Annotated in this window: 9 protein-coding genes; 5 read left to right on the forward strand and 4 right to left on the reverse strand. The window is 54.8% G+C overall.

Annotation, left to right across the window (positions count from 1 at the left end; genetic code table 11):
• Positions 1 to 53: 53 nt before the first annotated feature.
• Positions 54 to 863 (reverse strand): 3-deoxy-8-phosphooctulonate synthase, encoded by an 810-nt coding sequence (gene kdsA / locus ACFE8Q_RS18645; RefSeq protein WP_375446944.1) that lies wholly within the window; start codon positions 861 to 863, stop codon positions 54 to 56.
• Between the two features lie 265 nt (positions 864 to 1,128).
• Here kdsA and ACFE8Q_RS18650 point away from each other — a divergent pair, with 265 nt between their 5' ends.
• Positions 1,129 to 1,368 (forward strand): acyl carrier protein, encoded by a 240-nt coding sequence (locus ACFE8Q_RS18650; RefSeq protein ID WP_085412421.1) that lies wholly within the window; start codon positions 1,129 to 1,131, stop codon positions 1,366 to 1,368.
• A 153-nt stretch (positions 1,369 to 1,521) separates the two neighbouring features.
• Complete coding sequence (gene rnc / locus ACFE8Q_RS18655; protein ID WP_375446945.1) at positions 1,522 to 2,289, forward strand: ribonuclease III; 768 nt, start codon at positions 1,522 to 1,524, stop codon at positions 2,287 to 2,289.
• 27 nt (positions 2,290 to 2,316) lie between these two features.
• Here the strand turns inward: rnc and ACFE8Q_RS18660 are convergent, their stop codons facing one another.
• From ACFE8Q_RS18660 to ACFE8Q_RS18670, 3 genes are all read right to left on the reverse strand, one after another.
• Positions 2,317 to 2,721 (reverse strand): hypothetical protein, encoded by a 405-nt coding sequence (locus tag ACFE8Q_RS18660; protein WP_375446946.1) that lies wholly within the window; start codon positions 2,719 to 2,721, stop codon positions 2,317 to 2,319.
• A gap of 285 nt (positions 2,722 to 3,006) precedes the next feature.
• Positions 3,007 to 4,095, reverse strand: a complete 1,089-nt coding sequence (recA, locus tag ACFE8Q_RS18665) for a recombinase RecA (protein ID WP_375446947.1) — start codon at positions 4,093 to 4,095, stop codon at positions 3,007 to 3,009.
• A gap of 321 nt (positions 4,096 to 4,416) precedes the next feature.
• Positions 4,417 to 7,350 carry a hypothetical protein gene (locus ACFE8Q_RS18670; RefSeq protein WP_375446948.1) on the reverse strand — a complete coding sequence of 978 codons (2,934 nt, stop codon included), beginning with the start codon at positions 7,348 to 7,350 and terminating at the stop codon, positions 4,417 to 4,419.
• A gap of 219 nt (positions 7,351 to 7,569) precedes the next feature.
• Here ACFE8Q_RS18670 and ACFE8Q_RS18675 point away from each other — a divergent pair, with 219 nt between their 5' ends.
• From ACFE8Q_RS18675 to ACFE8Q_RS18685, 3 genes are all read left to right on the forward strand, one after another.
• Positions 7,570 to 8,313: an ABC transporter ATP-binding protein gene (locus tag ACFE8Q_RS18675; RefSeq protein ID WP_375446949.1), complete on the forward strand. Its 744-nt coding sequence runs from the start codon at positions 7,570 to 7,572 to the stop codon at positions 8,311 to 8,313.
• A 97-nt stretch (positions 8,314 to 8,410) separates the two neighbouring features.
• A complete protein-coding gene (locus ACFE8Q_RS18680; protein WP_375446950.1) occupies positions 8,411 to 9,961 on the forward strand; it encodes an ABC transporter permease/substrate-binding protein in 1,551 nt (516 codons plus the stop codon).
• Positions 9,962 to 10,130: 169 nt separating this feature from the next.
• Entirely contained in the window at positions 10,131 to 15,809 is a 5,679-nt protein-coding gene (locus ACFE8Q_RS18685) for a T9SS type A sorting domain-containing protein (RefSeq protein ID WP_375446951.1), read from the forward strand.
• Positions 15,810 to 15,874 lie beyond the last annotated feature (65 nt).

The raw sequence follows: 15,874 nt of genomic DNA on the forward strand, positions 1-15,874 counted from the left end.
GTCTGCCCTGTCAGTTATGCCATATCATAGAGATATGGCATAACTGACAGCCTTCACAGAATCGCTTCCCGAACGCGGACCAACCGTTCCAGCAATGCTTCGAGTTGATCGAGTGGCAACATGTTGGCTCCGTCCGATTTGGCTTCGGCGGGGTTCGGATGCGTTTCAATGAACAGGCCATTGGCCCCAACGGCAATAGCTGCTTTGGCAATAGTAGCGATCAGTGCCGGCTTGCCACCCGTCACGCCCGACGCCTGATTGGGCTGTTGCAGCGAGTGCGTGCAGTCCATCACCACGGGCACGCCATGCGCCTGCATCGCGGGCAGGTTGCGGTAATCGACCACCAGATCACCGTAGCCAAACGAGTTGCCCCGGTCGGTCAGGAATACCACCGCGTCGGGGTTGGTTGCTTTTACTTTTTCAACGGCAAAGCCCATACTCTCGCCCGACAGAAACTGTCCTTTCTTCACGTTCACCGCCCGGCCGGTTTTAGCGGCGGCTTCGAGCAGTTCCGTTTGCCGACACAGAAACGCCGGAATCTGCAACACATCCACATGCGGCGCTGCTATGGCCGCCTCGTGCGCCTCATGGATATCCGTCACCGTCGGGATATCGAACGTGCGGCTTACCTCTTCCAGGATAGACAGCGCCAGTTCGTCGCCGATGCCGGTGAAGGAATTTAGCTTGGTCCGGTTTGCCTTCCGATACGACCCTTTGAAGATGTAGGGAATCTGCAACCGGTCTGTTATGGTGACGATGCGTTCGGCAATGCGCAGGGCCATATCACGGCCCTCAATGGCGCAGGGACCAGCCATCAGGAAAAATCGATCGCTGTCGGTATGTTTCAGTTTGGGAATCTGCATAACAATCAAATTAGACGGTATAAGGGGGGTAAAGGTACACGGTCGGCGAGTTCAAGCCGGGCTAAACATACACTATTCAGTCGGTGGAGTTTAATAGGTCAAGGTTTGGAAAGTTGCCAGCTTTTACAGGTAATAAACTTATAATTAGAAAGTTATCGATAAACAGGAAAGTAAAATCAACGCAGAGCGAGTTCAAAAATTGTTTGGCTTTACGTTGGTAAAGTGTTTTCTTTGCGAAGTTTTTTAACACAAAAGGACTACCGAAATGTCTCAGACTTCTGAAAAAGTAAAGCAAATCATCGTTGATAAATTAGGTGTTGATCCGTCGGAAGTTACGCCGGAAGCAAGCTTTACAAACGACCTTGGTGCCGATTCCCTCGACACGGTCGAACTGATTATGGAATTTGAAAAAGAATTCAACGTACAAATCCCGGACGATCAGGCTGAGAGCATCACCACGGTAGGTCAGGCGATCAAATACCTGGACGAGAACACGGGCAAGTAAGCTCAACGCATCAAGTCATGACCGGGTATCAACTATTGACCTGATCCCGGTCATCTCTTCTTTCCTTTTGCGCCATCACGGCGTATTGACCTTAGCCGAATCCGGCCTTCGCTCAGCAGCTAATTCTTCTAGAATCATTTCGCCGCTTTTTTTGTGGATCTCGCATTGCCCCGCTTCTTCAAGCAACCATTTGCCCACTGGTTTAGCTCTTCTGACGAGAAAAACCGACGTCGGCAACTGCGTCAGGCTATTGCGCACATTATCGGCGAATCACCCTCACGCATAGGCGTTTACCAGTTAGCCGTTCTTCACACCTCCGCTTCTAAAGAGTCGACGGTAACCGGCTTTCGCGAGTCAAACGAACGGCTCGAATACCTGGGCGATGCCGTGTTGGGAATGGTTATTGCCGAATACCTTTTCAAGAAATACCCGTTCAAGGACGAAGGATTTCTAACCGAAATTCGCTCACGGATCGTGAACCGTGAGATGCTTAATACCATTTCGCGCAAGATTGGCCTCGACAACCTGATCGAATATGATGGGCAACGTGGTCGCCTGATGCCCGCTCGCACGTCTATGTATGGCGATGCACTCGAAGCCCTCGTGGGTGCCGTTTACCTCGACAAAGGCTTCAATTTCACCCGGAGCTTCATCATCAAAAAGTTACTGACTCACTACGACCTCGACGCGATAGTGAACAACAACGGCAACTTCAAAAGCCGCCTGATCGAGTGGGCGCAACGCGAAGGCAAAGAACTCCGCTTCGAGATTATTTCGGAACAGGGCAGTAGCCAATTTCGTGAGTTCATTGCGCAGGTCATCGTCAATGACGAGCCGTTTGCCACTGGTAGCGGCTACAGCAAGAAAAAAGCGGAACAATCAGCCGCCGAAGACGCCTTCAAAAAATTAGAGCTGAAATAAGCGCAGGTACGTTGCTGCGTATGCGGCTTAGTTTTCTGCGTAATAGGTGACGGCGAGCGATCCGTTGAACGACGCTATCTTTTGAATTTGCTCGGCTGTAGCTCCCCAATTTCCCTGGATTGACTTAAAAACAGCCACCCAGATGTAAATATCGGTAGCACCGCTTTCTTTAATAGCTTCATAGTTATCAACAATTATATTGAGCAAGCTGTCGAACTGACTATTTCGCTCCGATAGCGACTTTACGGATACACAGAGCGTAGCACAACCGCTTTGGTAAACATCTGTATGGGTTTTACGCTGAAACTCGTCTCCTTTCTCATAATACTCTTCAAATGTTAACTTACTCGTTGACAGAAGCTTACGAGGCGAAAACTGTATACCTTCGATGGTTGCACTAATTCTCAATTCAAAATCAGATTCTTCTACCATGCCAGCGTTGCGTTTTTTGAGGAGTTATTTCTTCCGACTATACTGTATTGCTTTCGCGCGGCCCTTCGACAGGCTCAGGGTGACAATCTCACCCAAGTTCGTCATGAACATCTAGATGTGAGTTGTCACCCTGAGCCTGTCGAAGGGCCACGCGTCAGCAATACGTTACAATGAGAAATGATAGATAGCAAACGAAAAGGGCCGTCTCCTGCTTGGAAACGGCCCTTTTTATATAAAACCAATAACCCCATAAGGTTTGAAAAGAGACCTTATGGGGTTGAAAAATTACAATTCGGCTACTTCGTCTTCCTCTTCAACGGCACCCATTGGGTCGAGGAGAGCATTTTGATCGTCGGCGATCTTAGCACGAATTTTTCCTTCCAGTTCAGCCATCAATTCAGGGTTGTCGAGGATCAGGTCTTTCACGGCATCGCGGCCCTGAGCCAGACGACTGGTACCATATGAGAACCATGAACCCGATTTCTTAACGATCTCCATTTCAACGGCGAGGTCAAGAATTTCACCTACTTTCGAGATACCCTGACCGTACATGATGTCGAACTCAACGACTTTGAAGGGAGCCGCCAGTTTGTTCTTCACCACTTTTACTTTAGTCCGGTTACCCACCACGTTGTCAGCACCTTCTTTGATCTGTCCGATCCGACGGATGTCGAGACGAACCGATGCGTAGAATTTCAGGGCGTTACCACCAGTGGTTGTTTCGGGGTTACCGAACATCACACCGATTTTTTCGCGCAACTGGTTGATGAAAATGCAGCAGCACTGCGTTTTGTTGATCGTACCGGTCAGCTTGCGAAGGGCCTGCGACATTAAACGGGCCTGTAGACCCATCTTACTCTCGCCCATTTCGCCTTCAATCTCCGCTTTTGGCACCAGGGCCGCCACGGAGTCGATCACGATAATGTCGATGGCACCCGAGCTAATCAGGTGTTCGGTAATTTCGAGTGCCTGTTCGCCGTTGTCGGGCTGGGCAATCAGCAGGTTATTGACGTCGATACCCAGTTTCTCGGCGTAGGTACGGTCGAACGCGTGTTCTGCGTCGATGAACGCGGCAAGGCCACCGGCTTTTTGGGCTTCGGCAATCGCGTGCATGGTCAGCGTGGTCTTGCCCGACGATTCTGGTCCGTATATTTCTACGACCCGACCGCGTGGTAAACCGCCAATGCCAAGGGCAAGATCGAGGCCCAGCGAGCCTGTTGAGATCACAGGTACGTCCATGACCTTGCTCTCGCTCAGCCGCATAACGGTTCCTTTGCCGAACGCTTTATCTAATTTCTCAATAGTGGTCTGAAGGGCTTTCAGCTTGTTGTCATTAGCAGTTGCTGTGGCCGTAGCAGAATCGGATTTTGCCATGTTTACGGGGTTGTTTAACTCAATAAAATTAAGACTTTTTCGCGGCTTTTCCAAGCCTTTTTTAGAATGAAATCATGGGCTGGCAACGTACCTGAACAGAATTCACTTTAGTACCGGGCTACTTGAAAAAAGAAACAAAGTATTAACACTAAACTGTTTATAATCAATCAACTACCATTCATTTGCGTGATGTGCTTTGGCGTAGCCCACCACCCTGAAGGGAGCCTGCTGGCGCATTCTAGCTCCGCGAAGCCTACACCTGCGCCAGCGGACTCCCTTCAGGGCGGGGACTACGCCGAAGCATGGCCAAATACCCGCAAACTACGGGTGAATCTGCCTTTGTAATTGCCTGAATACCGACGCAGGAACCGCCAGTTGACTCTGCACATCGGTGCTGGCCTGATCGCTCATTTTGCCAACGGCCGTGGGCGATATGTACCATCCCAGCGGATAGCGGTGTTTTTTGGTATTCAGCATCAGGCTGGCATAGTCGAAGCTGAGCGCTTTTCTGTCGCGTTGCAACGTGCGCCCAATCAACTGGTCGAGGCTGACCCCATTGCGATCCCAGGTGTTGAGGAACCCCTTAACCGGTTCGGCCAGAAATCGAAACGTGGTCACCGAACCCTTGGCCTCAGACGCGGCGTAATTGGGCAAAAAAAGCAGGTAATACGCCACCGGCCGCCGAAGTGGCACGGGCCGATTTGTTAGTAAAGCCAGGCTATCGCTAATGCGCTGCATTTTTTTGATCAGTTGCACCGCCGTGACGATACCCGTGTTCTCGGCGTAACCGCCGTCGATGATGTGATAACTGGTTTCGCGATAATCCGTTGTAATGTTAGGCAGCATGCCAGTTGCTTTTCCGCCGCTGGTGACGAACGGAAAACGGGCGCACAGAAACGTAGCCGTTTTGTAAGGCACGTCGTGGTTGATGCTGGCAAACAGGTCAGCCACGTCGTAAAACGGATTCTTCCGGTCGCTGGTATTGCCCAAATCCAGGTTGCTCATCACTATTTTCTGCCCCGTTTCGGCCACAGCCCCGTTGAGTAGCAGCGCAGGCAGATTAAGCGAGTCGGCAGCCAGGGCATCATTGCTCGGCCAGAGCGACAGAAACGACTCGGTCAGTTGCCCGCGAACGCCATCGTTGGGCATGTTCACGCTGGTCATGATTCGCTGCTCCCAGGCATCTTCCAGCCAGCGGTTTCGATCGATACTATACAGCGGAAACGGCGTGAAGTTGTGGATACCACCCCGAAACAACATCGACGCTACCGTGGGCGACACCAGATCTTCGGTGACTACATTGCGCAGATGGGCCGTTATGCTGTCGGGAAACGAGGTCAGCGACTGGCTGATCGGCACGGTGGCCTGACCACCCAGAATGGCCACGTATGTAGCCGCTCCCACCCCACCGCCCGACACACCGCTGATGGCAAACACGTGGTGATCGAAGCCGGGTATCTGTTTGTTCAGCGCAATCATCGATTCTGTTGTCCAGGCCGCCGCCCGGATGCCCCCACCGGCGGTGGCGATCACCACCACGGGCAGTGTACTGGTATCGCTGAAGGCGTGCCGGGTTTTCAGCCAGTGGGCATAGTACGCTTCCACACTGGGGCGACGGGCGGTCGTGTCGGGTTCGCCAGTGACGGTATTGAGTTTTACGGGACTTAACCGAATATCGCTGTTATCGTTGAAGCGGGAAAACACCAGCACGGCAACCAGCAACCCCACCAGCACGGGGTACTTTGGTAACTGGTTGAACTGATACAGCAACGTACCCATATACGCGAGGCCGGTCAGCCAGATCATGACAATGGCGTACAGACCAATACCTTTCGACAATACCAGACCAGTGGCCGAGGGCAGAAACAACAGCAGCAACAGCACCAGCACGCCCTGCCCATACAAGATGCTGTACGGCGCCCGATCCACCAGGAGGGCGTAATCACTGGCGGGCGAATCGGGTTTGAATAAGGCAAAAGACCAACGCCGTTCGGGGCGGGTTTCCTTATCCGAATAATAATGAATGCGATGAATCACCACTGCAAACAGGGCATAAACCGTCGACAGTGCCAACAGAATGATCGTGTATTTAAAGGCAAAATCCGGCGTTTTCTGTTCAACGGAAGCCAATCGGCTGAAGTTGAGCGCAAGCGTCAGGAAAAGCAGCAGGAACGGCGCGTGCGACAACCAGAGAGGCGTATTGCGCAGCAGACGTAGTTCGCCACCTATTTTGTCGAGTGCCCGAGCCGTTGAATCGACTTTATCCGGGTCGACGCCATCGAAAAAATTGGGCTGGATGAACAGCAGAATCTTACTGCTGACGTACACCATGCCGCTCCACAGGCAGAGCGCCAGCAATGTAAACAGTACCACCCACACGCCCCGCCGCTCGGTGAGCAAAAAATAAAACAGCTCGTCGAACTGATCGAGTTGAAAGACACCGAACATGAACAGCAGCAGATACACCACAAACTGCACGTTGAGGAAGCCTTTCCAAAGCGTGATAACGTACCTGCCAAACGAGAGTGGCTGCGGAGGAACAAACGCCCTGTCGCTTTTGAACCGCAACACCGCATTCCGAATATCAAGGTCGGTACGGCGGCGCTTGTTGATGTGGTTCATCAGCCCCTGCCTAACCATCTCCTGGTTATACCGATCAAGCCCGATAAGCCGGAAAAACGATTCCCGGACCGACAGCAGAATACCCAGCGGATGTAGCAGAATGAAGAACACCGCCGCGCCGGTTGGAACGAACTTCAAAATACGCAACGCAAGCACAGCCCCGCCCGGCAACAGGCCCGGTTGGTCCAGCAGCCAGCCCATCATCATCCCGTTTTCGGCCAGATCGGCCAGCGCACCAACCACCAGCGCCCGCCTGATCCAGCCACCAGCGCACTGCATAACGAGCTTCAGAAAAGGCCGGAACCGGTTGGTCACAAACAGGCTGTGGTACGAGAAATACCGACACCAGATAGCCAGCGTCACCACATAGGCGGGTATGAACAGCACCGTATCGACGGCCACCTCCAGCCAGGCCAGCCAACGGCGTTCGGGCGACCAGTCGCGGATGATCACCGTTGGGTTGACGCCCGTATCGACATAGTACGCAGCCAGCGAATGAATGTCGTTACCACTAAACTGCCGTTCCACAAAGCCAATCAGAGCGCTCACCAGCCCGGTCAAGACCAGCCAGAATACGCGGTTGGCTGCCTGTTGCTGCACAAACTGGGCAAGTCGGACGCGGAGTGTGAGCATAAACCGAACGAAGTGACGGCAACCGGCCACGATGACCAGCTTACCGCGGCAAGGTACAACGCCCTGCACGTAGCCTATTTACGTTGTGTAAGCTATTTTTACTGAACGCACCCACAACGTACCCAACGGTTATGGCATGCGCTGTTCTTTTTTCGGCCAGCCTGCGCTGCTTTGCTTTCTTCGTAGTTTACACGTTAGTCACTTTGTTTTCATTTCTGTATGTCCACATCCGACGGCAGCCCCCCGCCCGCCATCTGCCTGACCAACGTAACCAAACGATACCACAATCGGGCCGTTGTCGACGACCTGACGATGACAATCCCAACGGGCGAAACGCTCGTGTTGCTGGGTACGTCGGGTTGCGGCAAAACCACGACGCTTAAAATGCTTAACCGCCTGATCGACGCCGACGCTGGCACGATCGAGATCAACGGCATGGCTATCCAGGAGCAGGAACCGCACGTACTCCGACGGCGCATTGGGTACGTTATTCAGGATGCCGGGCTGTTTCCGCATTATAGCGTGGCCGACAATATTGCCGTGGTGCCGCGCCTGCTGGATTGGGAAACCGACCGCATCCGGCAACGTACCCAGGAACTGCTGACCATGCTTCGCCTGCCCGACTCTGTACTGACCCGATTCCCCGACCAGCTCAGCGGCGGACAACGCCAACGGATTGGGCTGGCCCGTGCATTGGCGGCCGACCCACCCATCATTTTGATGGATGAACCCTTCGGCGCGCTTGACCCTATTACCCGCGCGGCCATCCGGCGGGAGTTTCGGGAGTTGGAAGCACTTCAGCAGAAAACCATTGTGCTCGTCACCCACGACGTGCGCGAAGCTATTACCCTCGGTGACCGTATTGCCCTCATGGACGCCGGGCGTATCGTTCAACTCGGCCCACCCGACCAGTTGCGCGACTACCCCGCCACCGATTTCGTACAAGAATACATGGCGTTATAACGATTAACAGGTAACTGATAACCCTCGTTGGCGCTTGCCTGCGGCGAGTGACAACGTATTCCCACAGTGTAGCAACGCCGTTGCACCTTAAAACCCTATGCTCGACTTTATACGCGATAATGCCGCCAAGTTACTGGAACAGACCATGACCCACATTGGGCTGACGTTTGGTTCCCTGGCGTTGGCCCTGCTCATTGGTCTGCCACTGGGCATCTTCATTGCCAAACGGCGGCGCGTGGCCTCGGCGGTGCTGGGTGTAGCGGGCGTGCTGCAAACCGTACCGAGCATTGCGCTGCTCGGTTTTCTGATTCCGTTGCTGGGTATTGGCGCAGGACCAGCCCTGATGGCCCTGTTTCTGTACGCGCTCCTGCCCATTATTCGCAATACGTACGTGGGCATTACGGAGGTGAACCCAACGCTGACCGAGGCGGCGCGGGGCATGGGCATGACCGATGGGCAAGTGCTGCGCCAGATCGAATTGCCGCTGGCACTGCCCGTTATTTTTGCGGGAATCCGCACGGCTACGGTCATCAACGTGGGCGTGGCTACGCTGGCGGCCTATGTGGCGGCGGGGGGCCTCGGCGAATTTATTTTTGGCGGCATTGCGCTCAACAACACCAACATGATGCTGGCCGGGGCTATACCGGCGGCGTTGCTGGCTGTGCTGTTCGACTGGGCACTGGCACGGCTTCAGGTGGTGAAATGGGGGCAGCTACGCAACCGAACCGCACTTTGGCTGTTCTTGCTTCCCCTGCTATCGTCGGCTTATTTGCTACCAAAAGCGGGGCAGACGAAGCTACTGGCGGGGTTTGCCCATGAGTTTGGCGGACGAGCCGACGGGTATCCGGGGCTGCAAAAAACCTACGGACTCCAGATATCCAACCGACTACTCGACCAGAGCCTGATGTACGAAGCAATACGTACCCGGAAAGTCGATGTGATCAGCGGCTACTCGACCGACGGACGCATCAAGGCGTTTAACCTGGTAGTGCTCGACGACGACAAACACGCCTTTCCGCCCTATGCTGCTGCTCCCATCGTGCGCGAAGCCACGTTGCGAACGTACCCAGCCCTCGGCCCCACCCTAGACCGGCTGGCTGGTCGCCTTACCGACTCGATCATGACCGACCTGAACTACCGCGCCGACTACCTCCACCAATCACCAGAGCGGGTCGCCCGCGAGTTTCTGAGCCGGGCCGGGTTGTTGCAAACACCCACCGGACCACGCCGGGGCCAGGTGGTGATGGGCTCGAAAGTGTTTACCGAGCAGTATATTCTGGCAGAAATTTACCGGCAGCTCATTGAAGGCTATACGCCACTGCGCGTTGTTTCGAAGACCGGTTTTGGCGGCACGCAACTTTGCTTCGACGCCCTTCGTACCGGTGCCATCGACTTCTATCCCGAATATACCGGTACGGGTTTGCTGGTTATTCTGCAACCGTCTGCCCCCGTACTCGACTCCCTGGATGGACAGCCTGAAGCCGTGTATACCTATGTGAGCCAGGAGTTTAAACGGCGTTATGCGTTGCATTGGGAAAAGCCGCTTGGCTTCAACAACGCGTATTGCCTGATGATGCGCCGACCCGAAGCACACGCACTCGGCATACGCTCAATTTCCTTGTTGACTAGCTATATAGACAAACGGTAGAATTATATCTGGTCTGGTTTTTGAGAATAGTGACTGTTACTACGTTTCAGCCTGGTAATTGGATTTAACGACGATTTAAGGGGGCTTTTCAGCTAAAACATGGACTTCGACTCCCGTTAAATCCCCTACCTTTAGGGACGTTTTATATCTAACTCATAAATTTTTCAGTATGGATTGGTTCTTTACTCGCCGTTATCTGGCTGTGTGGCTAACGATTTTGACTGGCCTGGCAGCCATCAGTTTAGCGCAGGCGCAGACGATCAACGTTACCTCAAACATATCGCCGACAACAAACCTCTGCTCTGGTTCGACCATCTCGCTTACCTTCTCAACCACAGGCGTATTCACGGCAGGGAATATATTTTCGCTACAGCAATCGGACGAAAATGGCTTGTTTTCGGCTACTCCAGTGGTCGTGGCAAGTTTAGCTTCTGCCCCAGCCAGTGCTACTACACTCACCGTGTCAGGCAGTTTGGGTACGCTTACTTACGGAACTGGCTACCGGTTCAGGGTCGTGTCTGACAAGCCTGTACGTACCAGCAGTCAAACGCCAACTGCCGTAACAATTGGCACGAACGTTCCGACCGTAGGCCAATCAGGACTTTACACATTTTGCCCCAGTTCAGGTCTACAGCCTATTACGGCTACAGGCACTGGTGTTATAGAATGGTACAACGGCTCGGCGGCGGGTGCCGCCGTGGTGGCTACCGGCAGCACCTATAACGTACCTACAACCAGCACACCCGTCACGTATTACGTTACCCAGACGATCAACGGGTGCAAAAGCGCCAAAGCACCTGTAACTGTTTCATTAGCAGCCCCTACTTCCGCGCCAAATTTTACGCCACCTGCCGCTTTCTGTCCAGGTCAGGGGCCGTCGACCCTGACGGCCTCGCCCACTAGCACAGGGATAGCATCTACTATTCAGTGGGTCTCCATTCAGTCAGGAACACAGATAGGAGCCAGCATTCCAACACCGCAAACGACCGGAACCTACACCTATACCATCAGCCAGTTCGATAGCCGTGGCTGCGTCGGTGCCAGCACCAGGATTGAATCGGTAACGGTCAACTCGGCCCCCAGCAGTGCGCCAACCACCAACCGGCCAACCAACCCTTATTGTTCAGACGATGCCCAAAGCCCGTTAAGCGCCAACTTATCAAGCGGTGCCACTTCCGTGAAATGGTATAACCTGACCGATGGCCTTGTTGCCCTCACTCCCACTATTCCAGCCCCAACATCAACCAAACAGTACCAGGTTAGTCAGTTCAACGGTAGTTGCGAAGGCCCATTGAGCAGCCCATTTACGGTGACGGTTACGTCAAAGCCGAGCGATCCGTCGCTGGACAACACCAGTATTGGCCCATTTTGCCAGGGGTCGGGATCAGGGGCTACACAAACGATCAGAGCCAGCGGAAGCGGCACCATCGAGTGGTTCGCTTCGCTATCGGCACCTACCGCTCTAACCACCGGAAGCAGCTTTCAAATCTCAACAGCGGGTGGCAACGTACCTGTCTATTTCCGGCAGGTCGTCAACGGCTGTGGTAGCACCCGCGTCCAGGGCAGTGTTACCATCAATCCCACGCCCAGCAGTGCACCCACGCCTGTTCTACCTACTAACCCGTATTGCTCAGACGTGGCCCAGAGTCCGTTAAGTGCCAACTTATCAGGCGGTGCCACCTCCGTGAAATGGTATAACCTGACCGACAACACGACCACCACCGCGGCCACAATTCCGGCCCCGACATCTACCAAACAATACAGGATCAGTCAGTTCAACGGTAGTTGCGAAGGCCCATTGAGCAGCCCATTTACGGTGACGGTAACGCCAAAGCCGGGCGATCCGTCGCTGAATAGTGGTTCTTTCTGCCAGAATACGGGTACGAACAATATGCAGACGATTACCGCTAACGGAAGCGGCACTATCGAGTGGTTCGCTTCCCTGTCGGCACCTACCGCTCTAACTACCGGAAGCAGCTTTCAGATTTCCACGGCGGGTGGCAACGTACCTGTCTATTTCCGGCAGGTCGTCAATGGGTGTAACAGTACACGCGTTCAGGGCACCGTAGTGATCAATGCACAACCCGCTCCGCCCAACGTAGCCAGCGTGAACGTTTGCCAGAACGACGCCCAGCAGACACTATCCGCATCGGGCAATAACCTGACCTGGTATGTGCAGGGTAGCAACACGGCCCTGCCCGGCGCACCTCGCCCCGCCACCTCAACCCCGAACAGCCAGACCATCTACGAAGTAACCCAGACCGATGGTAACGGATGCACCAGCCAGCGCAGCCCGGCACTTATGTTCTTTGTGCGCCCGCTGCCGGCTAAACCTACGCTGTCGGCCGCTTACATCTACTGCGAAGCGCAGGCACCCACTTCGCTCACTGCCAGTGGCAATAACGTGAAGTGGTATACCGACGGAGGCAGCAACCGGGGTACATTCATAAACAACACGACCATCACCGCCCCCCGCACCGCCAACTCATACACCTACCAGGTTACCCAAACTGATGCCAACGGCTGCCAGAGCGACTTTTTGTCGGTGCTGGTTCAGGTGAAAGATACGCCCGATGCGCCAACCGTTCCGTATACGAACGCCATCGCTGCTTTTTGCCAGAATCAGGCCTCAAGTCCCCTGACAGCCACGGGTGAGAACCTGAAGTGGTATACCTCGCCTACGAGTGTCAGTCTGGCACAGGCTCCCTCGCCCTCTACAGCCAGCCAGGGAGACACGCCCTTCTACGTGACCCAAACAAACAGCGACGGCTGCCAAAGTGCGCAGCGTCCGGTAACGGCCCGTGTGAATGCAACACCGGGAGCGCCAACATCCGCCCAGTCACGGACATACTGCGCTGGCGATGCGTCAACGCCTTTAACGGCTACCGAACCGGGCGTACTCTGGTATTCGGCTGCGACGGGTGGTACAGGAACCAGGCAGGCTCCAACGCCCAGCACCGCAGCCAGCAACGTGGGTACAGCCCAATTGTTCTACATCAGCCAGACGGTAACAAACTGCGAGAGCCAGCAACGGCAGCAGGTATCGGTCACGATAAAGCGCAAGCCCGACCTGCCAACCAACATCATCAGTCAGCCTTTCTGCCAGAACTATACTCCTTCGGTAATCTCGGCGCAGGCCGAGAGCGGCGCTACGCTGATTTGGGTAAACAACGGCTCAGAAAGTGGAACAGCTCCGGTGCCTCCCAACAACGTGGCCCGGCCCTATACGTATCAGGTGCTGCAAACCCTGAATGGCTGCCGTAGCGAGCCAGCTACCGTAACGGTGACCGTCAAACCAACGCCCGGACAACCCAGCATTACGCCCTACTCGCTCTGTTTTGGTCGGGAATCACGTCCATTACAGGTCAACGGTACGGAGCTGAAATATTACGATGCCAATGATCAGTTACTGGGCAGTACGGCCCCATCGCCCAGTACCGGGCAGGTAACAACAGTGGCTTATAAGGTTTCCCAGTCAACCGATGGTTGTGAAGGGCCGAAGATCGTGTACAACGTACCTGTGTATGCTATTCCGGCAAATCCGGCCTTTACGCAGCCCCGCGATTATTGCGCCGAAGATGTGGCAACGTCCATAGCGGCGGCGGGGCAAAGTCTGCTCTGGTATAACAGCGCAACCGGAGGAACAGGCAGCGGCCAGTCGCCAACACCCAGTACCGCCGCAACCAATGTAGGTACGCCTCAGCAGTTCTACGTTACGCAAACAATCAATGGCTGCGAAAGCCTTCGGCAGACTATCAGCGTAACCGTGAAACGGAAGCCAGCGTTGCCAACCACCACCACCAGCATTGAGTTTTGCCAGACATACGGTGCCCCAACCCTGACAGCCACCCCCGAGACTGGCGCGTCGATTATCTGGCTGGTAGACGGGCGGGAAAGCGCAACGGGGCCAACCCCACAAAACGACGCCGTGAAAACCTATACGTATCAGGTATTGCAGGACCTGAACGGCTGCCGGAGCAATCAGGCGACGGTAACGGTGCGGGTAAAATCAACGCCGGGTGTACCGGGCATTACGCCGTTCCAGCTCTGCCAGCTCAGCCCTGGACGGGCGCTTCAGGCTACAGGCACCAACCTGAAATTCTACGATTCGAACAACAGCCCGCTTGGGTCAACGCCGCCGGTATTACCCACCGACGTAGCCCGGACGCTGACGTACAAGGTATCTCAATCAACCGACGGCTGCGAAGGACCGAAGATTGATTATGCCGTGGTGATTCAGCCTAAACCCGCCCCACCGGCTACTCAGGCAGTAACCTATTGCCTCGAAAGCAGCAATATCCCCGACCAGCCAAAGCAAACGGTACAACCCTTAACCGCTCAGGGCCAGAATTTAAAGTGGTATTACGTAGACGACAATGCCTACCCCGATGGATTTGCGCCTACCCCTGGGGTGACCAGCACCTACTCGCTCGATTTCCGCGTAACGCAAACAGTGAACAGTTGCGTGAGCGATAAGGCATTGCTGCGGGTGACGGTGCAGGCCAATCCGGCACCTGTAGTGTCGTCATCGCTGGTGACTTACTGCCGGAATGAAGTAGCCCGCCCCTTGGAAGCGACTGGTCCCGGCCTTCGCTGGTATGACCCAAACGGTCAGTTGCTGCCACAGAGTGCTCAAAATCCAACGCCACCAACCGCCAACGCCACGAAAGGCGGCGAAGCCTATCAGGTCTATTCTGTCTCCAGCAGCGGTTGCGCGAGTCCACGCAGCACGATCCGGCTGGTGGTCAATACCAACCCAACACTGGGGCTGCTGGGATCGACTACGGTCAACTACGGTCAGTCGACGTCATTAAAACTGTTGTTCACCAGTTCACCGCCCTACACCTACACGCTGACCGACGGTACCTCCGGTATTGCCAACGATACTCTGTCGTCGGTATCGGTGAAGCCGCTTCAGACAACTACCTACCGGGTGGCCAGTGTATCAAACGTTTGTGGCAACGGCCTGCCGGGTAACCCGGCCACCGCGACCGTTTTTGTGAACATACCGACGATCACCACCCAGGCTCTGGCGACGGGAACAGTGTGCGCCGGCACAAGTTTCGCCGTTGCGTATACCACATCAGGTACGTTCAATTCGGGTAATGCATTTAAAGTGCAAGTGGCCGACACCCTGTCGAAAAACTACGTCGATGTGTCGGTTGCAGGCACTGGCAATACACTCACGGCCAACCTGCCCACTACGTTAACCGGTGGCGTTTACTTCGTGCGGGTGCTGGCAACCAATCCGGGCGCAGAAGTGCCGGGGCAACGTAGCCCAACCATCCTGACGATTCGCGGGCTCCCCGCCGCCGTGCTGACAGGTACACAGAACATTTACGAAGGCAGCCCCGCCAGCCTCAGTATCGCGCTGGCTGGCGATGGTCCCTGGAGTATCAGCTACAGTTCTACCGTCGATGGTACGCAGGGCGCAACCAGCACGTTCCAGACCAACGCCAACCCGCATATACTGTCGGTGATACCACCCAAAACGGCAACTTATTTCCTCACGGCCGTCAGCAACAATTGTAGTAGTGGCGGCCCCGTATCGGGTTCGGCTATTATTACGGTACTCCCACTACTGGCTGTCGAAAACCCACTGCTCAATACGGTCTCGCTGTATCCTGTGCCTACGCAAAACCTGTTGACCGTAGCGATCGACCTGCCCCTGACAACCCGTGAACCGGCCCAGCTCACCCTGAGCAATCTGGCTGGTATTCCCGTATTGAACCGGCAAACCGATACCCGCCAAACGGTACTCGACCTTAGTCAACAACCGGCCGGGCTATACCTGCTCAATGTTCAGGTTGGCGAGCACCGACTCGTTCGAAAGATTATGAAGCAGTAATCGCGGCCGACAGTCAACCAAAAAAAGGGGCTGAACTCATCACGAGTTCAGCCCCTTTTACAGTC

Origin of the sequence: uncultured Fibrella sp. (assembly GCF_964250085.1) — a bacterium.
GTDB lineage: Bacteria > Bacteroidota > Bacteroidia > Cytophagales > Spirosomataceae > Fibrella.